Genomic DNA, 26314 nt, shown 5'->3' on the forward strand with positions numbered 1-26314 from the left:
ATTTCAAAAAGTGTCGAAGCAGAAAATATGTTCAGGGGCGGTTCGAGGCGGAAGGATTGACATCCGTGTCTTGCGTCGTGTTTGCTTAAAAATCAACCGCATCGCATCTAAAACTGATATTCCCCCGCCTTAGTGCGTAGAATTTGGGATTGATTGTCTAGGCTAATAGAGGTCGATTCTATCTGTTCGATGATCTGTGATACTTCACGGGAATTATCGCGGATCACCATCATACTCGAAGCGATTTCTTTAGAAACCAAGGACTGTTCTTCGGTGGAAGCGGCAACCTGAGTATTGATCCCATGAATCGCTTCCGTACTGTGACGAATATCCTCAAATACTGCCACGATACGTTGCAGCTCTACCCCAGCCTTTTGCATTAGCGTCGCGGCTTGAGTCACTGATGTACCCACTTGATTCGTACGATTTTGAAGGCTTGCGACAATATCATCGATTTCCTTGGTGGAATCTTGGGTGCGCTGAGCTAGCGATCGAACCTCATCAGCCACCACAGCGAAGCCTCGTCCTTGCTCACCGGCCCGTGCGGCTTCTATCGCGGCGTTCAGAGCCAGCAAATTCGTCTGCTCTGCAATCGCCTTAATCACACTTAACACATTGCTGACTTGGGTGCTTTCGTTCACTAGATGCGACATAGAATCTTGAGTGTTGGTAAACTCAGTTTCTAAAACCGACATAGCTTTCAACGCTTCAGATACCGTCTGTTTACCCACAGTGACATGCGTTTCATTTTCAGCGGCGCGGCTTTCAGCGTTTGACGTACTCTCACTTACATGCACCAACGTCGTGGTCATTTCTTCCATCGCACTGGCACTGGCATCCAGTTCTCTGGCCACTCGATTTGAGCTTTCACGCGAAACTTGAATGGATGCTTTAGTTTGCTTAGCTAAATCAGCCACCTCTTTAGCAATGCCATCCGTTGTCGATAAGGAACTGGCAAGGGAAGAGATAAACAAGTTGATTTGATTAACGATTTCGCCAATCTCTCCCTCGGTGGTAACAGAAATCCGCCGCGCAAGATTTTTAGTACGCTGGATATCAAGCAGCTCACGACAGGTCTGCACTAAGGGCGTTACAATCCGACTCTTAACGATAATGAATCCACCAACGGCCGCTAAAATCACGATGAATAACACGAACTGTGACCAGTTTAATGCCGCATGCAATGACTCGAGTCGGTTATTCACCTCAGCATCGGTACGTTTATCCAACGCAGTAAAAAACTCATCGATCGGCTGCATGATTTTAGCTTTTTCTCTATGGTATTGGTCGCTATGCAATAACTCCCGCGCCATGGCTAAGTTAGGCTCGCCTTTGATCGTGTAAGTTTGGGTGTTGGGGTCCATAAAGATACCTTTGACGGCATTCATGGCTTTCACTTCGAGGGCAACTAACGCATCTGAGTTTTGCTGGGCTTGTTCGAGATAATGAAATTCTTCATCGGAAAAACCGAGAGACTGCATTTGTGCTTTAATTGCAATTCTCGCACCGTCTGGCTTAGGTTTATCGCCATAACTCAGCACTAAATCCCAATAAATCTGATGGTACTTTTCGGGCCTGGATTTCTCACCATTACGGATAGCTAAAATATCCATATACATTTTTTCGTATTTTTCATCGCCTGTGACAGCGTAGGTGCGAGCGAGACGCGTTAAGTCATCGGAACTTTGCCTTAACTCATCGGCGACTTGATAGGACTGATATCGGATGCTGGCAGCATCATTAAAGAGATCGATTTTAGACTTAACATTGAAGCTCAGTGCCGCAGAAATCACGGCACTCGCGACTATGGTCGAAAATACCACACTCATCATGGTTTTTGTTTTCATACTTACCCCAATAGACAGAAGAACTGCTTTAAGTCTAGAAGGAAAACCAGAAAACATGGGTAAAAGTGGAACAATCAACGGAAATAATCGTTTGATTTGCGAGTGATTATCGCTCACAAATCACGCAAAGATTAATAGCATGACACTTAAAGTAAAAGTTGGTCCGCGACAAAAGGATTATGTTCGCGCTCTTCCCCAAAGGTCGACATAGGGCCATGTCCAGGAATAAATTCGACTTCTGTGCCTAAAGGCCACAGTTTTTCGGTGATCGAATGAATTAAATCCTGATGATTTGATTGAGGAAAATCAGTGCGCCCAATTGAGCTTCTAAACAAAATATCCCCCACCCACGCCAACTTAGATTGGGCAGAGAAAAGGGCAATGTGTCCCGGCGTATGCCCAGGGCAATGCAACACAGACAAACTTTGTTCACCCACTTGCACGTTATCGCCGTCCTGCAGGTATTGATCCGGTTCAAAGGCATCGCAATGGGGAAAACCGAAGTTTTGGCTTTGCTTAGGTAAGTTGTCAATCCAAAATTTATCGGCGATATGTGGACCGATGATCGGCACATTGGCCGCTTGTGCCAAAGCTTTTGCCCCACCAACATGATCGATATGCCCATGGGTAAGGATAATTTTGTCGAGAACGAGTCCAAGTTTTGTTACTTCGTTTTGGATCCTGTCAATATTGCCACCAGGATCCACGACCGCAGCTCGCTTGGTTTTCTCACACCAGATCAGGCTGCAATTTTGCTGAAAGGGTGTCACTGGAATAATCTGATACTTCATAGCTTCAATCTCGTGTTATCCATAAGCGATAGATTACGCTAAGAAACTCATCATGGCTCAAATTTATATTGGAAAAATTGATCTTCACCAAAAGCTAATCAAATAATCCTAGCTTGTGGCATAAACTATTTAAACTATAGCCAAACTCGTTGAAGATACGAGTTGCAACTCGCCTAGGTTGCTGCATCTGCAGGTTATTTGGGTATACAATCTGCCAATCACAATAATATGCTCCTCTGCCATTAAGGTTGCTTGATGAAACCCGATATTATTCTCGCCGGAGTGCTGGCGAAGAAACACACTTTTACCTTGCCTCTCAACTATCAAAATCCAATTGCAGAGCAAATCCAAGTGTTTGCCAGAGAACTCTGTAGCCCAGAAAACAAAGATAAAAAGCTACCTTATATCGTGTTTTTCCAAGGCGGCCCGGGATTTGCGGCCATGCGCCCCGCCAGCAACAGCGGCTGGATCCGCCGCGCATTAAAAGAATATCGGGTGTTATTACTCGATCAACGTGGCACAGGCTTATCGACACCCATTAATTACCAAAGCCTGCAACACTTAGATCCCGCAGCACAAGCCGAATACCTAAGCCATTTCAGGGCTGACAATATCATCCGTGATGCCGAGACGATTCGTGCCCAGCTTTGCCCCGCCGATAAATGGGCAATTCTTGGCCAAAGTTTCGGCGGATTTTGCGTGTTGCATTATTTAAGCGCCGCCCCTCAAGGTGTTAGCGAAGCCTATATCACAGGTGGCATCCCCTCATTAACCCGCAGCGCCGATGAGGTCTATCTTGCGACTTATCAACGCGTACTGGCGAAGAATAAACTATTTTTCCAACGCTTCCACGATGCCCAACATTTAGCCACTCGCTTAGCCAAACACTTGCTTGAAAATGAAGTGTATTTAGCCACGGGAGAACGCCTCACGGTTGAAATGTTGCAGCTGCTGGGTATTAATATCGGCATGGAGCAAGGACCTGAATCGATTTATTATTTACTTGAGCAAGCCTTGATCAACACAGCTTCTGGGACAGTCGTTAACCCGTTATTTTTAAATCATTTCGGTCAAATGCTCGACTACAACACAAACCCGATTTTTGCCCTGCTGCATGAGGCGATCTACTGCCAGCACACAGCTTCACAATGGGCGGCGCACAGGGTAAGACAACAATTCCCCGCCTTTAACTATCAGCAAGGTAAGCCTTTTTTATTTACCGGCGAGATGATTTACCCTTGGATGTTTGACCAATTCAGTCACTTAGTGCCCCTTAAAGCCGCAGCTGAAATCCTTGCCCATAAATCAAATTGGCCTGCACTGTATAATCTTGAACAACTGGCGCAAAACCGCGTCCCCGTTGCCGCGGCCATTTACAGTGAAGATATGTTTGTCGAAATGCAATACAGCCTTGAAACCGCGCAACAGGTCGGCAGGCTAAAGTATTGGCTAACATCAGAATATGAACACAACGGCATTCGCATGGATGGTGAGCACATACTGGATAAGCTCATCAGCTTAAACCGAGGCGACACCTTAAGATAAAAGTTAATTTTAAGGGCTAATTAAGTTAACGCTGACATTATAAACCCGCTCCTCATCTATTGAGTGATTTTGGCAAGTTTCAACGACCTATTTCCGTAAGAGTAAACCGTGTTGGTTTACTCTTTTTTTTTTGCAAAAAATTTAAGGCTAGTTCCAGCTATTGTTTAATGGTCGGAAAATCCCACACTCGTATCCATCAAACTTCAGCAGCCACTTTGCGGGTTCGACTCCGCATCCCTGAACTCGCACTCGACTTTTTCGCACTGCTACTTGTACTTTTTTTTGCGGTACTTGCCGTGCCAGTGCGTTTTGCAGAGCTAGAGGCTTTACGGTAAGGCGACTTGCGATAACCGGATTTATTCCCAGGCGTTTTACGATAACCTTGGCCTTGTAAACCATTAAGCGCGGTTGGCAGTTGTGCTCCTGCATTTTGGATAAGCGTGGATAAAGTGCCTAGCAGCGGTTGCATAAAGGCTTGATAGGAGGTTTCTTTATGGCAAATGCCGTTCAGGCTGGCTTCCCACAGGGCTGTCATATCCGGCGTAGTCGCACTCGCGGGCAAGCTGTTAATCAAGCCCTTACCCACGTCTGTCGAGACAATGGATTTGCCTAAGCGTTGTAAAAAACCGCGTTTGAATAGCAGTTCGATGATACCTGCACGGGTGGCTTCAGTACCTAAACCATCGGTTTCTTTGAGTATTTTACGGATCTCAGCGTCGGTGACATAACGGCTGATCCCCGTCATAGCACCGAGTAAAGTGGCATCGGTAAAAGCTTTTGGCGGCTGGGTATTTTTTTCAAGCAATTCACCGCGAGTACAATGTAAAACCTGCCCCAATTTCAGAGGGGGCAATTGGCCGATAAACTCGTCATTCTCCTCATCATCCTTACCTGCGCTTTCTTCCGTCGACCTGTTGCCACTCGCCTTACTGCCATTTGGCTCTTGGCGGGCAAAGAGTTGCTTCCAGCCGAGGGATTTATCCTGACGCGCCTTGGTATTAAATAAGCCGCCCTCAATTGTCACTTGCACTGTGGTTTCACTGTAACAATAGACTGGATAAAACTGGGCTAAGTATTGACGGGCAATATGAAGATATAACTGCCTCTCACGCTGACTCAAGCTGGATAAGTTAGCCGTCTTCTCGGTAGGAACAATGGCGTGGTGGGCATCCACTTTTTTATCATCCCATGCCTTGGATTTAAGCCGTGGATCGGGGGCATCGGCGCCTTGCAATAACTCAGCGGCACCGCTGCTAATCGCCTTAAGAACCGACGGCGCTAAGCTATGTTGCTCGACGGGCAAATAACGGCTGTCGGAGCGAGGATAGGTAATGAGCTTATGGCGTTCATACAGACTCTGGCAGGTATCGAGCACGTCCTTAGCACTCATGCCAAACCGTTTTGCTGCATCAATCTGCAGCGCGGATAAGCTGTAGGGCAAAGGCGGATTCTGTTTCTTGTCCTTAGCCACTAATTGGGTCACTAAAGCGGGTTTATCGTGGATGCGACTCACCACATTTTGCGCTAACCCTCTGGCTAGTACTCGCCCTTCTTCGTCCATATATGGCTGGCAAGCTTCGCTGGGTTGCCACTTAGCACTGAAGGTTTCTTGCTTTTCGGTCGCCAAATGCGCTAGCACTTCATAGAAAGGTTTAGATTGAAAATTGGCAATCTCTTCATCACGGCGCACCACTAGCCCGAGTAAAGGCGTTTGTACACGCCCAACGGACAACACGCCTTGATAACCGACCTTTTTACCTTGGATGGTATACGCACGCGTCATATTCATGCCGTAAAGCCAATCGGCACGACTACGGGCTAAGGCCGAAGTGGACAAAGGAATAAACTCGCGATTACTGCGTAGCTGAGTTAACGCCCGTTTTACGGCTTGTGGGTTTAAGTCGCTGATCAGTAAACGCTGGGTTTGATGTAGTTTGTCCCCTGTCACCCCAAGATAAGCAATCACTTCATCCACCAGTAACTGCCCTTCACGGTCGGGATCGCCCGCATTAACCAGCGTGTTGGCTTGTTTGACTAATCGTTTTAGCACTGTGAGTTGGCTGCGAGTTGCGGCCTTAGGTTTGAGTTGCCACTTGTCCGGCACTATGGGTAAGTGCTCAAATTTCCAAGACTTATATTCTGGATTGTAGGCATCAGGCTGCGCTTGTTCGAGCAAATGACCGACACACCAAGACACACAATCGCCATTGGCGGCTTCGATAAATCCATCGCCTTTTTTATGGGGTTTAGGCAATACATCGGCAATGGCCCGCCCTAGGCTAGGTTTTTCTGCGATATAGAGGATCATACAAACACCAAGCACTGGATATAATTACAGTACAATTTAGCCCAAATGCCCGTTAAGTGCAAATTTCTGTTGTGCACCGAGCTTAAATACCAAAACTCAAATGTAAATTCAATTGCGAATAGTTCTCAACAACTACTAAGATACACTGAAATTTAGAGGAGTGGCTATGAGACAATTTGCAATAAATGCGCGGCAGACGATGACAATCAGTCCAGCATTGATATTAAGATTCAATCAGTTACTGTTATTTCATAGCCTGATGTTACTCGCGATAAGTATGCTCACAAGCACTTGGCTGGGACAAATGAAAATCATCGCCATGCCTTTAGCTTGGGGATTCATGTTAATGATGCCGATTGCGGTGAGTGTATCGCTTGTGCTTAAACATCAAGTCACCCGCTATAGCTTAAGCAGTTTATTCGGGGTATGGATGCTGCTGTGGATCTGGGCATAAGCCAACTAACCTATGGCTGAAAAGATCAGTAGCCTCGCATCTCCAACAATGGATTGAGTACGCGGATGTCGAGAACAAATATCCACTGGCGTGTTCCCTCGCCCAATCGCGATACCTTTCCCTAATGACGATTAACAATTTATAAAAGATCCATAAAAAAACCAGTGACGTTATCACTGGCTTTTTATCCGCCTAACGTTTCACCTTATGGATGACAGACGTTATGCAGTTCTAAGTTGGTACCGATATCTTTGTTACGGTCGGCTTTAGCATCGTCATTACGCAATTGCGTCAAGTGATCTAAATACGCTTGATCCACATCGCTAGTGATGTAATGACCATCAAAAACAGAAGTTTCGAAACGTTTAATCGCTGGATTTTCCATTCTTACCGCTTCAATTAAATCGGGTAAGTCTTGGAAAATAATGCCATCGGCACCAATTAACTTGGCGATTTCATCGGCATCACGACCGTGGGCAATAAGCTCGTTTGACGTTGGCATGTCGATACCATACACGTTCGGGAAACGAATTTCCGGCGCGGCAGAGGCAAAATACACTTTCTTGGCCCCCGCTTCACGGGCCATTTCGATGATTTGCTCAGACGTGGTACCGCGAACGATAGAGTCGTCCACCAGCAAGACATTTTTGCCTTTGAATTCAGTGTTAATCGCATTCAACTTACGACGCACTGACTTCTTACGTTCCTGTTGACCTGGCATGATAAAAGTACGGCCAATATAACGGTTTTTCACAAAACCTTGGCGGTACGGTAAGTCCATGCAACGGGCAATCTCCAGCGCGATATCGCAAGAGGTTTCAGGAATAGGAATAACCACGTCGATATCGTGATCGTACCATTCTTTCTTAATCTTCTCGCCAAGCTTAGCGCCCATGTTGACGCGACTGGCATATACAGACACTTTGTCGATCGTCGAATCTGGACGGGCAAAATAGACGAATTCGAAGATACAAGGTGCATAGCTAGGCTCGGCTGCACATTGACGGGTATACAGCTGACCGTCAATTGACACATAAATCGCTTCACCCGGTGCGACATCACGCATCACTTCAAAGCCAACGGCATCGAGTGCCACGCTTTCAGAAGCGACCATGTATTCAGTGCCCGTTGGCGTTTCATGCTTACCTAACACCAGAGGACGAATACCAAATGGGTCACGGAACGCGACTAGGCCTTGGCCAATGATCATAGCAACTACCGCGTAGGCGCCACGAGCTTGTTGGTGTACGTTAGCGACCGCATCGAACACTTCTTCCGACGTCAGGGTCAAGCTAGTGGTTTTTTGCAGTTCGTCGGCCAACAGGTTGAGCAAGACTTCAGAATCCGAAGTGGTGTTCACGTGGCGACGTTTTTTAATGAGCCCTTCGGCTAATTCGACTGTGTTAGTTAAGTTACCGTTGTGGGCTAAAGATATCCCAAATGGCGAGTTAACATAGAAAGGCTGCGCTTCAGATGCGCTTGAACTGCCCGCAGTTGGATAACGCACATGGCCAATACCTGCATTACCTTGTAGGCGTTGCATGTGTTTGACTTCAAAAACGTCTTTGACCAGACCATTGGCTTTACGCAGTCTGAAAGCACCACGATCAATGGTCACAATACCTGCCGCATCCTGACCTCTGTGCTGCAACACTGTCAGTGCATCATAAATGGTCTGATTAACCGATGATTGGCCAACTATTCCGACGATACCACACATGGGTAAGCTTCCTCATTGTAAGATGTTCTATCACTTAGGATTATTTTATTTTCTTATAGTTTGGGTACAAAGCTGGAGGTGTTTTCCAAATAGTTAAAAAACCATTGAATGACAACGCCAAATTCGGGCACTAGCACAGAGTCCTTCCACCATTGGGTGTTCGGCGAGCCTGTGAAAGCATCCATAAAAAACAGCAAGGCGCTGACAATTAGCGCGCCTCGAATAGCACCAAAGCATAGGCCCAAGAGCCTATCAGTGCCAGATAGTCCGGTTTTGACAACAAGTTGTCCGAGAATATAGTTAACTAAGGCGCCGAGTACCAAAGTGGTAATAAAAAGGATGGCAATAGACACGCCATTACGCAGCATCTCATCGTTCATTTGCGTTAAGTGAACGGCAAGATCTTGGTAAAATTGGCTGGCAATAAAGAAAGCCGCGAACCATACCACTAAGGACATGGCTTCTTTGGCGAATCCGCGGATTAGACTGATGAGAGTCGATAATCCGATGACGAATATGATAGCGTAATCAATCCAAACCATTGAGATGGCTTTCCGACATGGGCTTTAAGACGGCGCGATTCTACCAGAGACTGAAACGATTCTCACCCCTAGAGAAGTAAATAAATCATTTTCAGTCTCGAGTGTTGTATCACCATTAAGATTCTGAGGGATTAAAAGGAACAATCCAGCCCTTAAGACGGGTGAGGTTTTCCACCTCAACTTGTATTTTCTTCAGCTTTGCCTCAGACACATCTGGCCCGACAAACACTTTAGTTAATACGCCATCTTTAGGATTTTCAGGGATAGTGTACGCTTTAAAACCACTCTTACGTAGCTGTGCAACCAAAGCTTTAACATTGGTTGCATTGTTAAAACTGCCGAGCTGCAAGGTAAAGCCACTTTTTAAGCTGTCACGGCTGGCAGTACTGGCTTTTGGCGTTTCTGCTTTGGGCTTTTCAGTCTTAGCGACGGTTGGCGCTTTAGTCTCAGTTTTTTTAGCGGGCTCCGTTTTTACCGTCGCCTTAGGTGGCTCTTTTTTAGGTTCTGGTTTCGCTTCAGGCTTTTTAACTTCTGCTTGCTTAACCTCTGGCTTTTTCACCTCAGCTTTAATGTCCGCCTTAACGTCTTGCTTAGCGATGACAAGCGCGGCTGACTTGTCACTGTCGGCATTATTGCCTGCCTCAGCTAAGGTGGCATCTGCCCCACTTAACGCAGCAGTGTCTTCGGCCGACAAGACTTCAAACATATCATCGTCGGCTTTTTGCTGCTCAATCACAGTCGGACGCAAAGGAATTTCGGAAAATTGCTCTTCTTGGCGATCTTTCTTGCCATCCAAAATATCTGGCAAAAAAATCACTCCAAGCGCAACCAGCACCACAGTGCCGACTAAACGATTATGAAACTGGCTAGACAAAACGGACTTCCTGCATAAATTGAGACTTAAAACCTGCCACAGTGTAAAAGGAGCCAAACACAATTACCACATCATCTGGGTTAATTTGCGCTTTTAATGCCGACCATGCCTCAGCTATGTCCTCAAACTCAAATGCGCTGGCCTCAGGTGCTAAGGTTTTGCGCAGCATAGCCGAACTCGCGCCACGCTCACCGTGAAGACTGACCAAATACCAAGTGTCGATCAGTGGATGGATCACAGGCAACACACCTTCAATATCTTTATCCTTCAACATGCCGCAAAGGGCGAACACCCGCTTACCCACAACCATTGGCGCTAACTGTTGTACCAAAAAACGCGCCGCATGGGGATTATGCGCCACATCGAGTAGCACTAACGGCTGCTCACTTACCCGCTCTAATCGACCGGTTAACCGAGCCGTGCGAATACCCTCGGCAATAATAGCGGGCGCGATATCCGGCCAACCCTGTTCAATTACGGCCAATACAGTCGCGGCATTCGGTAGCGGCAAGGTGGGTAACGCTAAATCGTGCAGTTTGAGCACTTGGCCTTGAAAATCCCATAGATTGCCATGAACTTGGTAACTGAATTCATTGCCGACACGATACAAGATGGCGCCAACCTCATTGGCAACATCATTGACGGTATGCGGCAAGTTAGGCTCGCCGACAATCGCAGCTTTACCACGGCGGAAAATGCCCGCCTTTTCACGGCCGACGAGTTCGCGGGTATTACCGAGATAACTCTCATGATCTAAATCGACCGACGTCACCACGCTAATATCGGCATCGATAATATTGGTGGCATCTAACCGTCCACCTAAACCGACTTCTAAGATGATGACATCCAGCTTAGCGGCTTTAAAGAGTATTAAACCCGCAAGCGTGGCGTATTCAAAAAAGGTCAGGGAAATCTCGGCGCGCGCGGCTTCAATTTGCTCAAAGGCGGCGACAAAGGCGCTATCACTGGCATCGCTACCATTTATACGCACTCGCTCGTTGTATTTCAGCATGTGCGGCGAGCTGTATACGCCCACCGTCAAACCCGATAAGCGCAGAATATTTTCCAGCATGGCGCAGGTCGTGCCTTTGCCATTTGTGCCTGCCACTGTGACTATCTTGCTTTGACCTAAATCTAATATGCCAAGGGTTTGCGCAACCTTAGCAACACGGGTTAATCCCATATCAATTTCGGTTGGATGTATGGATAACAAATAATCCAACCACTGTTCCAATGCTGCCTTTGACGCTGGCGCTGTTAGCATGTCCGTACATCCTCGTATTCGATTATCTCTCAAATAAGAACTTTTCAATCCAACATGAATAATGGCCCAAGGGCGAGTTTAGGCAATTGATATTGTTCTGGATAAGTCACATCGACTAAATAAAGCCCATGGGGTTTAGCCGTCGCTGCGGCTTGATTTCTGTCTTTTAAGGCGAGCAAATCACCCATCCACGTCAGCGGCTGATTGCCTAAACCGATTTCTAACAATGAACCGACGATATTGCGCACCATGTGATGCAAAAAGGCATTCGCGGCGATATCAACAATCACATACATGCCTTGGCGCGTGACATTGACACAATGCACATTGCGAAACGGCGTTTTCGACTGACACTGGACTGCGCGAAAGCTGGTAAAATCTTGCTCGCCTAAGAGTGCCTGCGCCGCTTGGTGCATTCTATCGGCATCGATATCGCCGTGATAATGGCTGACACCGTGGCGCAAAATGCCTGGACGGAAATTATGATTATAAATCACGTAACGGTAGCGTCTGGCGGTTGCTGAAAAGCGTGCATGAAAACTGTCATCGACTTCTTTAACCCAACGCACGGCAATATTGTCAGGCAAATTAGCATTCACCCCTAAGGTCCATGCGCCTTCATTACGAATGGCATGGGTTTCAAAATGAACCACTTGGCCTGTGGCATGCACGCCCGCATCGGTACGGCCAGCGCAGAAGACGCCGATAGGCTCGTTGGCCACTATCGACAGCGCCCGTTCTAATTGCCCTTGTACTGAATCGACTTCGGCCTGACGTTGCCAGCCAAAATAACCATTGCCGTCATATTCAATACCTAATGCAATCCGCATCCACTTATCCTCACAATTGATTTAGCGGCGCATTTTATCACAGCAGCCCATAAAAAAAACGGCGCTGAAGGCGCCGTTAGCTTGAAACTCTCTCAATCGAGATTAACCAATCTCTTTGAGTAAACGTCCCGCTTCTTCTTGCTGGCGCTCATTACCGTCAATTTGCACTTCTTTGAGCAGGGCTTTGGCACTGTCGCTGTCGTCAATTTCGATATAAGCGCGGGCTAAATCCAACTTAGCGTTGACTGAGTTTTCTTCATCGTCGACATCAATCATTGCGGCATCGCCGATTAAGGCTCCGACATCGCTCATTTCCACGTCGACTTCCGAATACAAATCACTATCTGCACTGTCTTCATCGGCATCATTCAGCAACTTGTCGATGTCGATAAAGCCGTTTTCATTTTGGAAATTCGTTAAATCATGCTCAGGAACAAACTTCTTCTGCGCTTTACGCGATTCTTGGGCGTCGAGTGCAGCTAACGCTTCATCGACGGTGAGATCATCGACGAGTGAGAAACTGTCTTCTGACGTCAGTACATCTTCATCGTCATCAAAATCGGTATTGGCCGTGAAAGCAGCGAGTACATTGTCATCGCTTAAATCGAGGCCTTGCTCAGAATCGTCAGCACCCTCTTGGGTATCGAGTTTAAAATCTTCACTAAAATCAAGATCGTTACGCGTCGCCTTAATCGGCTTATTTTGCGTCGCATCGTCCAGAGCCGGCGTATCAGCTAGCGAAGCATCGGCATTAGGCTCGACATCATCGACATCCGTTTCAGCGGCGGCATCGGCTGGCGTGGCAGCAGGTTTGGCCTTAGGCGCAAAATCAAGCTCTGAGTCCCAATCAAGCACGTGGGGATCTTTGCTCTTATTGGCTTTTAAATCATTAAAGAAAGAAGACTCTTTTTCCTTAACTCTCGCTGCTGCGGTAGCAGCTGCCAAAGTGGCTGCGGCCGTAGTCAGGGTATCGGAATCATCATCTTCACCCAACTCTTCGACTAACGAGAAAGTATCATCAGTACCATTAATCGAATGGGATGCACCAATACCTTTGAGTAAATTATCTTCGTCTGTGGTGGTATCGTCCGTATCAAGCTGCGCCGTTTCCATATCGAAGTCGAATTCATCTTCATCGGCATCAAGTTGCTCTGGCACATCAAATTCAGCTAACAACGCATCTAAATCTTCATCGCCTGACGCTTCGCCCTTGATATCTTCCGGTAACGAAGCTTCTAGCTCTGCGGCGATTTCTGCACTGATATCATCGTTTTCTGCATCAACTTTGACTTCAGGCTCAGCATCAAAACTTGCCAGCAGTGAATCGATATCATCGGATTCATCTACGCCTAATTCATCCAGTTCATCGTCTAACTCGGCGGCGATTTCAGCGCCAAGATCGGGTTCAGCTTCGGGTTCTGCTGGTTTATCGAAATCAGCTAACAGTGCATCGATATCGTCAGTGTCTTCTACGCCAAGCTCATCAAGCTCTGCGTCTAACTCGGCGGCAATTTCAGCGCCAAGATCAGGCTCGACTTCAGGCTCAGCGGGTTTATCAAAATCCGCTAACAGCGCATCAATGTCGTCGGTATCTTCTACACCCAGTTCATCTAACTCTGCGTCTAACTCGGCAGCAATTTCAGCGCCAAGATCAGGCTCGACTTCGGGCACTGCGGGTTTATCAAAATCCGCTAACAGCGCATCGATGTCGTCGGTATCTTCTACACCCAATTCGTCTAACTCTGCGTCTAACTCGGCAGCAATTTCAGCGCCAAGATCAGGCTCGACTTCGGGCTCTGCGGGTTTATCAAAATCCGCTAACAGCGCATCGATATCATCAACCTCTTCGCTGCCCAGTTCATCATCTAACTCATTATTGAGTTCTGCGGCGATGGCAGCACTGAGATCTTCATCATCAGACGCAACAGCGTCTGGTGCTTGTGCAATCTCAGTATCTTCTGCAGGAACACTAAACTCGGCAAGTAATGCATCAAGATCATCGTCATCCGCGATGGCTTCATCGGCAGGTTTAGTATCTTCTACTTCAACGTCGTCTTCTTCAGCTAAATCGCTAGCAAAGTTTCGCTCTAATTCACTTAAATCGTCTTCAGCTTCAGTGTTGTCTTCTGAACCTAGGCCCGCTAATAGCGCATCGAGATCGGCTTCCTCAAGAATATTGTCAGATTTAGGTTTCTCCTCAACAATATCCTCTTCCTGATCGCCCATGGCTTCGGCCCACAGGTCATCAAGAGATTGTCCTTCGTCTTCAACCTCAGGTTCGGCAGAGAGACCCGGATCGACAAACATTTCAGACGCCATATCCATCTGATCGTTTGAATCAGTCAAATCTTGCTCAGGCTGTAAATCGACGCTGCCCATATCAAGCAGGCTATCGATAGAGTCGGCATGGTCGGTATCTAAATGCACCGCCATATCATCTAAGTCGTCATCATCCATGTCCATGATGGCAGTACCGGCAACGCCAGCAGCACCCGCGGCCATAACCGCTTCTTGCGCCTGCATTTCACGACGTTCTTTATTACGTTTACGGCGCAGCAACCAGAACACTGCCAGTAACAAGAACAAGGCAGGGATCACAGCGGCAGCAATCATTAACACTGGACTGTTGAGGATATTACGCCATAAATCATCGGGCTCAGCAGGGGCCAGAGTCTCAGCTTCAGCCGTTCCCGTTGCCATCTCTGGCATTTGGGCAGCTTCGACTTCGGCTTTTAAAGCTTGGTTTTGCAATTTGCTGGCTTGCAGAGTTTCCTCTAGCACGGCAATGCGTTGATTCAACTCTTCAACTTTCACTTTTAGCGCTTCAACATCTGAAGTGCGGACAGTGAGTTGATCTTGGGTACGAGCTAATTCATCGGTTAATGACAGGTTTTTACTTTCGGCCGCTTCTAAACGCGACGTTACATCAGAACTCAGCATCTTAGGCTTGTCTGGCGTCGGCGTTTCTACCACTGGCGCTTTGGGCGGCGTCACTTTGGTTTCAGTGATTTTAGTTTCAGCAATCACGGCGGGAGCCGTCACAGGTGCTTGCGTAGTGACTTTCGCAGCAGGTTTCTGCACCGCTTTCGCTGGCGCACGGGATTGTCTGTCGCTTTGTTCTGCTCTTGCAATCGCCATGCTATTAGGAATCGACAGCATGACTTCTTTAGACGGGATCAGCAGGATCATGCCACGTTCTAAACTGTTGTAGCTGGCAGAGTTAAACGCATGGGGGTTAGCATCGTATAGCGCGGCCATCACTTGATAGACGCTGACGCTGGCATCGGGACGGACTTTTTGCGCTATGCTCCAAAACGTGTCTCTGGATGTCGTTGGGCCATATTGATGATTAACTTGACGGATCTGTCCGTCTGGACCCATGATTTTTAAGGGTTTTAATCTTGGCGTATCTGCTGCAACGGCGGGATCAATAAAATAAGCGGTAGAAGAAACAGCTAAAACAGTGGCCATTAGACCCACAAGATACGAAGTGCGAAATTTCATCAATCCTTCCCTTTGAAGCGCTATAAAGTTATCTCGCTGATAACAGGCTTTAGGCAATTGTATTTATTGAGATTACTATAAACCAGAAATCCCTGCCCTGCTACTGTTCACAATTGTAAAACAAAAAAAGCCTGCTGACAGCAGGCTTTTTCAATGGGCATAAAATGCAATCTCGTGCTTAGTAATAATCTCTCACTAAGATCTCGGCAATTTGCACACTGTTCAAGGCTGCGCCCTTACGAATATTGTCTGACACCACCCACAGGTTAATCCCATGAGAATGAGAGATATCCTTACGAATACGGCCCACATAAACCGGATCGGTACCAGCACCATCGGTTACAGCCGTTGGATAGTCATCATCTGACTCAAACAATACCACTCCTTCGGCATTACGCAGTAAAGCTTTAACGTCTTCTGCATCAACAGGCTGACGGGTTTCGATATTAATGGCTTCAGAGTGACCATAAAACACAGGTACACGTACCGCGGTCGCATTCACTAAAATCTCATCGTCACCGAAAATTTTCTGGGTTTCCCAGACCATTTTCATTTCTTCTTTGGTATAGCCGTTATCCATAAACTTATCGATTTGCGGCAATACGTTAAAAGCAATTTGCTTTGGATAGACTTCAGCGTCAGCAGGTAAACCTTGCAGTAATTTAGTGCACTGATGCGCTAACTCTTCAATGGCTTTTTTACCTGTACCCGAAACTGACTGGTACGTTGCCACGTTAATGCGGCTGATACCATAGGCATCATAAATAGGCTTAAGCGCCACCAGCATTTGAATCGTTGAGCAATTTGGGTTAGCAATGATATTGCGATTGCGAAAATCAGCAATAGCATGGGGATTCACTTCGGGTACGACTAAGGGAATATCGATGTCGTATCTAAAGTGCGAGGTGTTATCAATCACAACACAACCTGCTTCAGCGGCAATCGGGGCCCATTTGGCGGAAACATCACCACCTGCAGAAAAGAAACCAATTTGAGCTTGGGTCCAATCGAAGGTTTCTACGTCGAGAATGGTAATTTGTTTGCCATGAAAGCTGACCGTTTCACCGGCGCTACGGCTACTGGCTAAAGGGTACAAATTGGCAACCGGGAAATTACGCTCTTCGAGGATCTCTATCATTGTTTGACCCACTGCGCCCGATGCACCTAAAACGACAACATTAAATTCCTGTGACATAGCTACTGACCGACTCCTGAAAAACCTAAATTGGACAACCAATCTACCTCAGATTGACCGTCATAAGCCAGCGTCAATGCACTAAATTCGCGTCTATGTTGGTGATTTTTTCTCATAGTGTCGAAGCCATTCTCATTTAAGAATGTATTTCTGAACATCTTGTCATCGTCGCGCAAATCATAGACAAAGCGCGCAAGCTGTAATAAGGCTTTTTCATTCGGCGCGGTCGCTAGTTCGACCGCCTTAATGTTAAAGCTTGGCAACAGATCCAGCAGGCTTTTATCGGCTGCCACATTCAGCAACTGACACAGGTTTTGGTAAAGCATAAAAGTGCCGCGCGCCTTACCTTCTAAGCTGTAACCTGCAATATGCGGGGTGGCAAATTCAGCCAGAGGCACCAGTTCAGGCATCGGTGTTGGCTCACCCTCCCACACGTCGAGCACTAACTTAAGATCGTCACGCTGACGCTTCACTTTGATAAGCGCCTGATTATCTATCACATCACCGCGGCAGCAATTCACTAACCATGTATTGGGTTTGAGTGCCTTTAAGCGCGCCTCATCGAACAAATGCTTGGTTTTATGCTCGCCCGTGCGCGTGATGGGCACATGCAAACTAATGATATCGGCCTGCGCCATGATGGTCTCTAAACTCACAAAACTGCGTGGATCGCCCTGTTTCTCTTTGATGGGATCATTAAGCAACACATTAATACCGTAGGCTTGCAAGCATTTAGCTGTTGCAGTGCCAGTGTTGCCCGCGCCCACTATGCCGACAACTTTGCCCTTAAGCGGCGAATTAAACCGCTGCGCTAACTCCAGCATAGCGATAAAAGCAAACTCCCCAACCGCAGTCGCATTGCAACCTGGTGCATTAGAGAAGGGAATATTTCGCTCAGCAAGATAGGTTAAATCCACATGATCTGTGCCTATGGTGGCACTGCCGACAAATTTCAGCTTGTTATTGCCAGAGAGCAATTCGGCATTCACTTTGGTGACCGAGCGCACTAATAGCACATCGGCCTCGCGTACTTGCTCGGCGGTTAACGTACGGCCGTTAACAGGAATAATGTCCCCGAGATCGCCAAATAGCGGTTCAACATAGGGCATATTTTCATCGACTAAAATCTTCATGGGCACCTGATCGGATAAAAGTGGGAATGGAAGGCATCAAGATGCTCGGTATTCTAACAAGACTAATGGGATAAATCCCTGCCTATGCAACAGGTTCACATAAAACGCCCATAAAAAAGGGAAGCCTAAGCTTCCCTTCTATCGCGTTTAATCAATAAACTTATTTGAATTTACGCATCACTAGCGTGGCGTTTGTACCGCCAAAACCGAAGCTGTTGCTCATCACAGTGTTCAGCTCAGCAGCGCGATATTCACGAACGATAGGCATGTCTTTCGCCGCGTCGTCCAGATTTTCAATATTGATGCTTGGGGCAATAAAGCTGTTTTCCATCATGATTAAGCTGTAAATCGCTTCATGTACGCCTGCGGCGCCTAATGCATGACCTGTCATAGACTTAGTCGATGCAATCGGTGGGCACTTGTCTTTGAAAACTTCACGTAGCGCTTCTAATTCACGCACGTCGCCCACTGGCGTTGAAGTGCCATGAGTGTTGATGTAATCGATTGGGGTATCGACATCCATCATCGCCATTTGCATACAACGCACTGCGCCTTCGCCAGATGGCGCTACCATGTCATAACCGTCTGAAGACGCGCCATAACCAATCACTTCTGCGTAAATTTTTGCGCCGCGAGCCAGAGCATGCTCTAACTCTTCAACCACTAAAATACCGCCGCCGCCAGAGATCACAAAACCATCACGGTCTGCATCATAGGTACGAGAGGCTTTTTCTGGTGTGGCATTGTACTTAGTTGACAGTGCGCCCATAGCATCAAAGCCCATGGTCAGCGTCCAATCCACTTCTTCAGCACCACCGGCAAACACCATGTCTTGCTTACCCATTTGGATAAGTTCAACGGCGTGACCAATACAGTGGGCGCTGGTTGCACAAGCTGAACTGATAGAATAGTTCATGCCTTTAATTTTAAATGGCGTAGCCAAACAAGCGCTGGCCGTGCTCGACATGATGCGAGGCACAATATACGGACCAACACGTTTAACGCCTTTTTCACGCAGTGTATCGGCAGATTGCACTTGGTTAGACGATGATGCGCCGCCTGTACCGACAATCAAACCGACGCGCGGATCTGAATACTGCTCTTCAGTTAAATTGGCATCGCTAACAGCTTCTTGCATCGCAATGTAAGCATAGGCAGCGGCATCGCCCATGAAGCGTAGCGCTTTACGATCGATATGCTCAGCTGGGTTTAACTTGATGTCACCCCATACGTGGCTACGTAACTGCATCTCTTCAAACTGAGCTGAATGCGTAATACCACTGCGGCCCGCTTTCAGTGACTCGGTCACTTCTTGCTTGTTATTACCGATACTTGAAACAACACCCATTCCGGTGATCACGACTCTTTTCATTTTATTGCTATCCATTGTGTACATGTCAGTACCTACTTTTCGCTGAGCCAATAGTATCTGTTTTGACTCAATTAAGTGGTCAGCTTTCCATAAAGGCGAGTAAAATAATGCCAATTATGAGACCGAGAGTAAATTTCTTTGACTGCAGAGCCCAATAAACCTTGCCAAATTAAGCGTGATTACCCGCAATTAATCAACCTTTATCCCGCAACAGCTGACACTGATGCACACTATCTCAGCAAGTTGAGCATTTATCAGAAGCGGGTATTTGAGGCTCATTCACAGCAAAAACTCTTAGTATTAGGCCAAATTGGTTTAGGTAACGGGCTTGAACTCTTATCTTGGTGGCGCACTCAGGCGAATCCTAGCCAACGTTTACTCCTTAAGGTGTTCGAACCCAATCCGATTAATGCTTACGAACTTAAATTACTTTGGGATCAATCCACCTGTTTAACCAAAGAGCCTGAACTTGAGCCACTTGCCCAACGCTTACTTCATGCAGAGCCTGCGGCTATTATAGGTTGCCAGAGATTAATTTTTGATGACGGTCGTTTCACAATCGACCTGCACTTTGGTGATATTCAATCCCAGCTCAGTTCACTCATCCATTCTCCACTTCACCCCGTTCAGCACTGGCTGGTATTGCCCCATCAGCAACAGGCGCTAAATCATCAAAGCCTCTGGCAGATGGCAAAACTCAGTGACGATAGCGCCACTATTGAATCAAGCGAATCAAGCGGATTAAACGAAACAACAATCAATCGTTTCCAAGCCTGTGGCTTTGAGGTGAGGGATTTTACCTGCACTGAAATACAGACAAACCATCAGCCCGATGCCATTTTGTTACACGAGCGCCACGTCTTACGCCAGCAAGATGCCAAAGCCTATGCCTTTAATCCTATGGCTGCAATCTTACCCTCGGACACGTCCAGCTCGATTGCCATCATAGGCGGTGGCTTAGCCTCGGCGCATTTAGCGCTGTCTTTGGCCGAGCGAGGCCAAGGCACGCAGCTGTTTTGTAAAGATGCCAAGCTTGGCCAAGGCGCCTCGGGCAATCGTCAAGGGGCGATTTATCCACTGCTGACACCGGAAAATGACGAGCTTAGCCGCTTCTTCCAACAGGCATTTTTATTTAGTCGACGTCGAGTGCAGGCGCTGACATCAGCCCCCGCACCAAATCAAACGTCGATTTCCCATGATTTTTGCGGGGTATTGCAAACTGCTCACGATGAACGCAGCCAATTACGACTCGATAAAATCATTCAAGGCCAAGCTTGGCCAAGTGAAATTGCCTATCGAGTCGATGCGCAGCAAGCCAATTCTCTTGCGAACATTAATATCGACAAATCAGGTTTTTTCTATCCCTTAGGTGGCTGGGTTTGTCCATTTGAATATGCCGAAGCTGCGATACAAAAAGCGCAGCAGCTTACCGAGGTTAAGCTCCATTTGGAGACTGAAATCCTTGAAATTGAGTATCAAAGTGAAGGTTGGTATTTAATCGCCACCAAGCATCGCTTTGGCCCCTTTGCGCAACTTGTACTCGCCAATGGCGCAGAATTAACACAATTTGATGCCAGCAACAAATTACAAATTAGCCCCTTTCGCGGCCAAGTCAGCCATGTGCCCGCACAATTTCAATTGAGTCAGCTCGCAACTGTGCTGTGCGCCAACGGTTATTTAACGCCGAGTCACCAAGGGCTCCACTGCCTAGGCGCGAGTTACGTTAAAGAACCTAGGCATTTAGATTTTTGCCCGCAGGAGCAACAGGAAAACCTCGCCAAAATGCACGAGAGTTATCCGAAGCAAAGCTGGCTTAAAGATATCGACATGAGTGGCAACAATGCCCGTGTTGGCGTGCGTATGGTGACGCGAGATCATTTCCCTATGATGGGCTGCGCGCCCGATGTGGCCAAAATCCTTGAGGATTATGAGCAACATCAACTCACTAAAGAGAGTCGTCACTACTGGCAAACCACGCCAGCGCCAGTGCATCAAGGACTGTATATTCTTGGTGGGTTAGGCTCACGAGGGTTAAGTTCTGGACCACTTGCCGCCGAATGTCTCGCGGCGCAGCTTTGCGGCGAGCCAATACCACTCGATAAAGAAACCCTGTGTAAACTCAACCCCAATCGCATGTGGCTGCGAAAATTGCTCAAGGGTAAAGCGCTCTAGGCAATCAATCGCTAGAAAAAATAACGTTTTTGAGCGCTATAAAAAAGGGATTAAGCCTTGGCTTAATCCCTTTTTTAAAATGTTATTTTTAAACCACTTAAGCGGCTGTGATGACTATTGCGTTGTCAATGCTGCTAGGTTCAAGACTGCTAGGCTCAATATGTCGGGGCTTTCTCGATTCTCTCGCCACTTTCACCCGAGTACGATTGTTGTTATCACGACTCTGGCGGATCAGTGCATCGCCACTTAGGTTCGAAGGTAGACCAGATGCTAGGCTCGATGTCAGGCTTGCAGCCACGCGATGGGATTTGGCCAATCTGTCGTATAACAGCACATTGACCGAAGCCGCAAGATTCATACACCCGACCGTAGGCACATACACTACGGCATCGGCTTTATCGATAATCTCTTGACCAATGGTGCCATCTTCAGGACCAAACACATAAAAGGCTTTCGCGGGATGGACAAAATCCGGTAGCGGCGTCGCGCCCACCACCAAATCGACACAAATAAGCTGAGTGTCCGCCGGAATCGCGGCTAACAATGAAGTGACGCCCGTGAGCGGAATGCGCTCGCCAGCATCTTTAGTATCGACATGGTATTGCACTGCACCCGAACGCGCGGCTAACTCGTAGCGCCTGCCAGTGTAAAATACGCCATCGACGCCATAACAACCCGATGCGCGCATAATGCCCCCGACGTTAACGGGCGTTTTAGGATTCACTAAACCGATAAATACCGCGCTAGCATCGAGCGTTTGCTCACAGGCTAATTCAGCACTCGGCATTTCTGTACTCGTTACTTTGGTACTAGTCACTGCAGTATTAGTCACTCGCTCATCGTCAGTCATAGGCATAACCCTAGGCAACATCTAATTCGCCTACAATCCATGCATGCAACTGTGCCCATGCCTGTTCAACCAAGGCATAATCGGCATCGTTTAATTCTTGGCGCGCGAGTGCTAAACAGTCGGTCATTTTTAGCATTAAAGCATCAAGATCGGTTTCACCCTGCGCTTCAAGTTGCGATAACACAACGGCGACATGACCCTGTAAGTAGCCACAGGCAAATAAAGCATCGTCATCACCATGGCTGACTACACTGGCGATCCACTGTTCTAATGCGTCTTCGTAATGCTCTAACATGGGTCTAACTCTCCATTAATACTGGATTGGCCGACACATCTGCTGCGACCAATAAATCTGGATTGGCCACCTGATACATGACGTAATCATGGTAGCCCGTCGTCACTTTGTAATAGCCGCCAAGCTCGCTATCTAATTTAGGGTCGCCACTATCCACAATTAGTGGTCGTCCATCAAGTGCTTTTAACTTAGTTTTTGTGGCGAGGATAATAATATTGTCTTTTCCGATACGCCGAATCAGCTCAGGCGACAATTGTTGATTACCGCGCCCTAAGATATGGCCTTGACCGCCAATTAAAGTAATCACCAACTTAGTCGGCTTATCTTGGGTCAGTTCGAGTAATTCATTTGCGGTTAAGTCACTACCGACAAGATTTTTATCTTGAATAAGATCAACACCTAACAGGGTATTATCGAGTCCTAACTCTTCCATCACAAAGGCAACCGTACTGCCAGAGCCCATGATGTACAGTTCATCTTCCATTTGATTGATCACATCGGCGGCGATATCAGCCAGCACGAGTTCATCGACTTCCTTGCCGCCCATCTTCACCGCTTGCACATAGCGCGGCTCGGCGGGTACTAAAAGCTCACCAAAGCGCTTAGCGCGCACTGTGCCTTGGCGAAAAGCCACCTCGTCGATATCCATCACATCGGCGGACATCAAACTAACGAGTTCGCCATCGAGTAACATTTTGACCACCATGCCAGAGGCATGGGGCGTAATACCGTAAACGCCGGAATGAATTTTCACGCCAGCGGGCACGCCAAGCACGGGTAATTTGTCATCGATAGTGGCTTGTTCAAACACGGAATAAACATCGCGAGCCGTGCCGTCACCACCGGCAAAGAGCAGTAAATCCAGTGGTTCATCCAGCAGCGCGCGCACAACGGCCTGCGTATCCTGCGCCTGTGTTTTATCTGGAGTGTGATACACCACTCGCGTGGTAAAACCGAGTGTTTTAGCCGCATCTTCACCCATGATGCCCGAAGCGGTAATGACTTCAATGTCATCACTATAATCACGGATAATCTCAAGGGCCTGCATCATACGCAAGGCGGCTTTGGGTTCGGCGCCTAAGGCAAGCGCCTCTCGCGCAACGCCATCGCTGCCCTTAAGGCCAACACTGCCACCTAAGCCAGCCAATGGATTGATAACTAACCCTAAACGAAACCGAATCACCTTTACCTCACTTAACACAATCTTTTGATTTTTTATACTTTTATCTTAATGGATATGACTAGGCCGTATGGGCTACAACACTCGGTTTATCCGTAGGAATAAAGAATACCGCCAGCATAGCGGCAAAGGCGCATCCTGCTGCAAATACCCAAGACCAAACCGCCCCGCTTCCATCGCCCCAAATATAGCCACAAATCCAAGTGCCGAGCGCGCCGCCAACACCAAAACTTAAGCTGGCATACAGGGCTTGACCTTGGCTTCTGTGACTCGCATCGAAATGTTTATGCACAAATTGAATCGATGCCGCATGGGTTAAGCCAAAGGTAAAGGCATGTAATAATTGACTAACACCTAGCCACAACACGCTGTCTACCCCAAAGGCGACCAACAACCAACGCAAGCAAGTCATGCCGATACTGACAATCAATAGGGTATTAACGCCATAGCGGCCCAGTAAACGCGGTGCGAACATAAACATCACAATCTCGGCCATAGCGCCAAGGGCGACAAATATCCCCGCCGAGGATTCTGAGTAACCCGCTTGTTTTAAATATAAGACGAAGAAGCCGTAGAAAGGTCCCGCGCTCATTTGCAGCAACATGGCCGAGACTAAGAACCAAATAATCGCCCGATGCCATTGCAATGGCGGCCGCACTTGGCTGGTGTCGCGCACTAAGCGATTGGCCGGTAATGGCAACGCACTGGCTAACATGCCGATAAATAATGAAAAACCAATATATGGCAGCACTTCAGTGCCCCACTGGCCAATGGCAAAGCCCGCACCGACAACTAGGCAGATATAACCAACACTGCCCCAACTGCGAATTTGACCGTAGCGGCTGGCATTTTCACCTAAGGTTTCTAAGGTGATCACTTCAAGCTGGGCGAGGATTGCGTTCCAAAAGAAGGTATAGAGGGCCAAACTCAGCGCCATATACACAAAACCGCCATGGTAGAAGAAACTCAAATACGCCAGCGCGGCGGCTCCCGCGCCCATTTTTATCAGCTCGGCACGCATTCCCGTTCGGTCAGCCACTTTGGCCCACACATTCGGCGCTACGATGCGCGTCGCCATTAGGATAGCGAGTAGAAAGCCAATTTCTTGAGGATTAAAACCGCGATTTTCGAAGAAGACCCCAAGATAAGGGACCATAGTACCGAGAATAGAAAAGAAGAAAAAATAGCAGGCACAAAGCCAGCGTAATTGCCGGCTTGTGCTAGAAGAAGTTGACATTAACGCATTCCCTTTATCTCATGTCACTTGTTGGATTGTTATCGCACACCATCTACCTCATGCGCCTATCGCATACCCCTATCTCATGCTCCTATCGCATACCCCTATCTCATTCCGAGAACGGGCGTGTGACTGCGTACATCCTGATTTTGCGCTCTGTGCCTTAACAAGTGATCCATCAACACAATGGCAAGCATAGCTTCGGCAATCGGTACCGCGCGGATCCCAACACAAGGATCGTGACGACCTTTAGTGACAACTTCGGCCATTTCCCCCTGCGCCGTCATACTTTGGCCCGGCACACTGATGCTGGAGGTGGGTTTTAAGGCAATATGGGCAATGATCGGCTGACCCGACGAAATCCCACCGAGCACACCGCCCGCATGGTTGGATTCAAAGCCTTGCGGCGACATTAAGTCACGACCTTCGGAGCCCTTTTGCGTCACCACGCCAAAACCATCACCAATTTCAACACCTTTAACGGCATTGATGCCCATCAAAGCGTGGGCGATATCGGCATCGAGCCTATCAAATACTGGCTCACCTAAACCCACTGGCACACCTGTCGCGATAACCGAGATTTTCGCGCCAATGGAGTCACCTGATTTTTTCAGCTCACGCATGTATTCATCAAGCGCTTCAAGCTTGCTGGCATCGGGGAAGAAAAAGGCATTTTGCTCAATTTGGTCAAGATCAATAGTCTGCGCACAAATAGGACCCAGCTGTGACATAAACCCATAGATCTCGATACCGTGAACTTGCTTCAAATACTTTTTAGCCACAGCACCCGCCGCAACGCGCATCGCGGTTTCACGGGCAGACGAACGGCCACCACCTCGATAATCACGCATACCGTACTTTTGCTGGTAGGTATAATCGGCGTGTCCAGGGCGGAATAAATCTTTGATATTAGAGTAATCTTGACTGCGTTGATCGGTATTTTCGATCAAGAGTCCAATTGAAGTGCCCGTGGTTTTACCTTCGAAAACGCCGGATAAAATCCGCACTTCGTCTGGCTCACGGCGGGCCGTGGTATAGCGGGATGTCCCTGGACGACGGCGGTCTAGATCGTGCTGCATATCGGCTTCGGTTAATTCAAGCCCGGGTGGGCAACCATCAATAATGCAACCGAGCGCAACACCGTGACTCTCACCAAACGTCGTCACTACAAAATTTTGACCAATACTGTTTCCAGACATCC

Annotated in this window: 20 protein-coding genes; 3 read left to right on the forward strand and 17 right to left on the reverse strand. The window is 47.7% G+C overall.

What is annotated here, in order from left to right:
- Window positions 1-107: 107 nt before the first annotated feature.
- Complete coding sequence (locus AYJ58_RS16260; protein WP_106650924.1) at window positions 108-1847, reverse strand: methyl-accepting chemotaxis protein; 1740 nt, start codon at window positions 1845-1847, stop codon at window positions 108-110.
- 146 nt (window positions 1848-1993) lie between these two features.
- The gene (locus tag AYJ58_RS16265; protein ID WP_106650925.1) at window positions 1994-2638 is read right to left on the reverse strand and encodes an MBL fold metallo-hydrolase; all 645 of its coding nucleotides are present in this window, start codon (window positions 2636-2638) and stop codon (window positions 1994-1996) included.
- A gap of 255 nt (window positions 2639-2893) precedes the next feature.
- Between AYJ58_RS16265 and AYJ58_RS16270 the strand changes: the two genes are divergently transcribed.
- Window positions 2894-4183 (forward strand): alpha/beta fold hydrolase, encoded by a 1290-nt coding sequence (locus AYJ58_RS16270; protein ID WP_106650926.1) that lies wholly within the window; start codon window positions 2894-2896, stop codon window positions 4181-4183.
- Window positions 4184-4379: 196 nt separating this feature from the next.
- Here AYJ58_RS16270 and AYJ58_RS16275 read toward each other — a convergent pair whose 3' ends face one another.
- Window positions 4380-6491, reverse strand: coding sequence for a DNA topoisomerase III (locus AYJ58_RS16275; RefSeq protein WP_106650927.1), 2112 nt, complete (start codon window positions 6489-6491; stop codon window positions 4380-4382).
- Between the two features lie 166 nt (window positions 6492-6657).
- Here AYJ58_RS16275 and AYJ58_RS16280 point away from each other — a divergent pair, with 166 nt between their 5' ends.
- Window positions 6658-6945 (forward strand): hypothetical protein, encoded by a 288-nt coding sequence (locus AYJ58_RS16280; protein WP_106650928.1) that lies wholly within the window; start codon window positions 6658-6660, stop codon window positions 6943-6945.
- 205 nt (window positions 6946-7150) lie between these two features.
- Here the strand turns inward: AYJ58_RS16280 and purF are convergent, their stop codons facing one another.
- The 9 genes from purF to fabB form a co-directional block, all read right to left on the reverse strand.
- Window positions 7151-8665 (reverse strand): amidophosphoribosyltransferase, encoded by a 1515-nt coding sequence (gene purF / locus AYJ58_RS16285; protein ID WP_106650929.1) that lies wholly within the window; start codon window positions 8663-8665, stop codon window positions 7151-7153.
- A 53-nt stretch (window positions 8666-8718) separates the two neighbouring features.
- On the reverse strand, window positions 8719-9207 hold the full coding sequence (locus AYJ58_RS16290) for a CvpA family protein (RefSeq protein ID WP_106650930.1): 489 nt from the start codon (window positions 9205-9207) through the stop codon (window positions 8719-8721).
- A gap of 115 nt (window positions 9208-9322) precedes the next feature.
- Complete coding sequence (dedD, locus tag AYJ58_RS16295; RefSeq protein WP_106650931.1) at window positions 9323-10081, reverse strand: cell division protein DedD; 759 nt, start codon at window positions 10079-10081, stop codon at window positions 9323-9325.
- Window positions 10074-11345, reverse strand: a complete 1272-nt coding sequence (folC, locus tag AYJ58_RS16300) for a bifunctional tetrahydrofolate synthase/dihydrofolate synthase (RefSeq protein WP_106650932.1) — start codon at window positions 11343-11345, stop codon at window positions 10074-10076. The genes dedD and folC overlap by 8 nt, the downstream gene beginning before the upstream one ends.
- Window positions 11346-11389: 44 nt before the next feature.
- A complete protein-coding gene (truA, locus tag AYJ58_RS16305) occupies window positions 11390-12175 on the reverse strand; it encodes a tRNA pseudouridine(38-40) synthase TruA (protein ID WP_106650933.1) in 786 nt (261 codons plus the stop codon).
- Between the two features lie 102 nt (window positions 12176-12277).
- Window positions 12278-15679: a FimV/HubP family polar landmark protein gene (locus AYJ58_RS16310; RefSeq protein WP_106650934.1), complete on the reverse strand. Its 3402-nt coding sequence runs from the start codon at window positions 15677-15679 to the stop codon at window positions 12278-12280.
- A 178-nt stretch (window positions 15680-15857) separates the two neighbouring features.
- Window positions 15858-16874, reverse strand: a complete 1017-nt coding sequence (locus AYJ58_RS16315) for an aspartate-semialdehyde dehydrogenase (RefSeq protein ID WP_106650935.1) — start codon at window positions 16872-16874, stop codon at window positions 15858-15860.
- A 2-nt stretch (window positions 16875-16876) separates the two neighbouring features.
- Window positions 16877-18007 carry a 4-phosphoerythronate dehydrogenase gene (locus AYJ58_RS16320; protein ID WP_106650936.1) on the reverse strand — a complete coding sequence of 377 codons (1131 nt, stop codon included), beginning with the start codon at window positions 18005-18007 and terminating at the stop codon, window positions 16877-16879.
- A gap of 160 nt (window positions 18008-18167) precedes the next feature.
- Window positions 18168-19379, reverse strand: a complete 1212-nt coding sequence (gene fabB, locus AYJ58_RS16325) for a beta-ketoacyl-ACP synthase I (RefSeq protein ID WP_198555489.1) — start codon at window positions 19377-19379, stop codon at window positions 18168-18170.
- 138 nt (window positions 19380-19517) lie between these two features.
- On the opposite strand from fabB, the gene mnmC reads away from it, so the two are divergent.
- On the forward strand, window positions 19518-21551 hold the full coding sequence (gene mnmC / locus AYJ58_RS16330) for an FAD-dependent 5-carboxymethylaminomethyl-2-thiouridine(34) oxidoreductase MnmC (protein ID WP_106650938.1): 2034 nt from the start codon (window positions 19518-19520) through the stop codon (window positions 21549-21551).
- Window positions 21552-21648: 97 nt separating this feature from the next.
- Here the strand turns inward: mnmC and AYJ58_RS16335 are convergent, their stop codons facing one another.
- From AYJ58_RS16335 to aroC, 5 genes are all read right to left on the reverse strand, one after another.
- Window positions 21649-22422 (reverse strand): RNA methyltransferase, encoded by a 774-nt coding sequence (locus AYJ58_RS16335; protein WP_106650939.1) that lies wholly within the window; start codon window positions 22420-22422, stop codon window positions 21649-21651.
- On the reverse strand, window positions 22412-22696 hold the full coding sequence (locus AYJ58_RS16340) for a YfcL family protein (RefSeq protein ID WP_012089592.1): 285 nt from the start codon (window positions 22694-22696) through the stop codon (window positions 22412-22414). Before AYJ58_RS16340 ends, AYJ58_RS16335 begins: the two co-directional genes overlap by 11 nt.
- A gap of 4 nt (window positions 22697-22700) precedes the next feature.
- Window positions 22701-23879: an ATP-NAD kinase family protein gene (locus AYJ58_RS16345; RefSeq protein ID WP_106650940.1), complete on the reverse strand. Its 1179-nt coding sequence runs from the start codon at window positions 23877-23879 to the stop codon at window positions 22701-22703.
- A gap of 58 nt (window positions 23880-23937) precedes the next feature.
- On the reverse strand, window positions 23938-25113 hold the full coding sequence (locus tag AYJ58_RS16350; protein WP_106650941.1) for an MFS transporter: 1176 nt from the start codon (window positions 25111-25113) through the stop codon (window positions 23938-23940).
- A 104-nt stretch (window positions 25114-25217) separates the two neighbouring features.
- Window positions 25218-26312 carry a chorismate synthase gene (gene aroC, locus AYJ58_RS16355; protein WP_006082233.1) on the reverse strand — a complete coding sequence of 365 codons (1095 nt, stop codon included), beginning with the start codon at window positions 26310-26312 and terminating at the stop codon, window positions 25218-25220.
- Window positions 26313-26314: the final 2 nt, after the last annotated feature.

The sequence above is a fragment of the Shewanella sp. Pdp11 genome, from assembly GCF_002838165.1.
In the GTDB taxonomy this organism is placed as follows: Bacteria; Pseudomonadota; Gammaproteobacteria; order Enterobacterales; family Shewanellaceae; genus Shewanella; species Shewanella hafniensis.

Bases quoted from the DNA above. Each gene is read 5' to 3' on its own strand.
- AYJ58_RS16290 (WP_106650930.1), bottom strand. From the start codon at position 9,207: ATGGTTTGGATTGATTACGCTATCATATTCGTCATCGGATTATCGACT.
- AYJ58_RS16265 (WP_106650925.1), bottom strand. From the start codon at position 2,638: ATGAAGTATCAGATTATTCCAGTGACACCCTTTCAGCAAAATTGCAGC.
- AYJ58_RS16260 (WP_106650924.1), bottom strand. From the start codon at position 1,847: ATGAAAACAAAAACCATGATGAGTGTGGTATTTTCGACCATAGTCGCG.
- folC (WP_106650932.1), bottom strand. From the start codon at position 11,345: ATGCTAACAGCGCCAGCGTCAAAGGCAGCATTGGAACAGTGGTTGGAT.
- AYJ58_RS16315 (WP_106650935.1), bottom strand. From the start codon at position 16,874: ATGTCACAGGAATTTAATGTTGTCGTTTTAGGTGCATCGGGCGCAGTG.
- AYJ58_RS16310 (WP_106650934.1), bottom strand. From the start codon at position 15,679: ATGAAATTTCGCACTTCGTATCTTGTGGGTCTAATGGCCACTGTTTTA.
- AYJ58_RS16275 (WP_106650927.1), bottom strand. From the start codon at position 6,491: ATGATCCTCTATATCGCAGAAAAACCTAGCCTAGGGCGGGCCATTGCC.
- AYJ58_RS16270 (WP_106650926.1), top strand. From the start codon at position 2,894: ATGAAACCCGATATTATTCTCGCCGGAGTGCTGGCGAAGAAACACACT.
- AYJ58_RS16280 (WP_106650928.1), top strand. From the start codon at position 6,658: ATGAGACAATTTGCAATAAATGCGCGGCAGACGATGACAATCAGTCCA.
- fabB (WP_198555489.1), bottom strand. From the start codon at position 19,379: ATGAAAAGAGTCGTGATCACCGGAATGGGTGTTGTTTCAAGTATCGGT.
- aroC (WP_006082233.1), bottom strand. From the start codon at position 26,312: ATGTCTGGAAACAGTATTGGTCAAAATTTTGTAGTGACGACGTTTGGT.
- AYJ58_RS16320 (WP_106650936.1), bottom strand. From the start codon at position 18,007: ATGAAGATTTTAGTCGATGAAAATATGCCCTATGTTGAACCGCTATTT.
- AYJ58_RS16350 (WP_106650941.1), bottom strand. From the start codon at position 25,113: ATGTCAACTTCTTCTAGCACAAGCCGGCAATTACGCTGGCTTTGTGCC.
- AYJ58_RS16335 (WP_106650939.1), bottom strand. From the start codon at position 22,422: ATGTTGCCTAGGGTTATGCCTATGACTGACGATGAGCGAGTGACTAAT.
- purF (WP_106650929.1), bottom strand. From the start codon at position 8,665: ATGTGTGGTATCGTCGGAATAGTTGGCCAATCATCGGTTAATCAGACC.
- AYJ58_RS16340 (WP_012089592.1), bottom strand. From the start codon at position 22,696: ATGTTAGAGCATTACGAAGACGCATTAGAACAGTGGATCGCCAGTGTA.
- truA (WP_106650933.1), bottom strand. From the start codon at position 12,175: ATGCGGATTGCATTAGGTATTGAATATGACGGCAATGGTTATTTTGGC.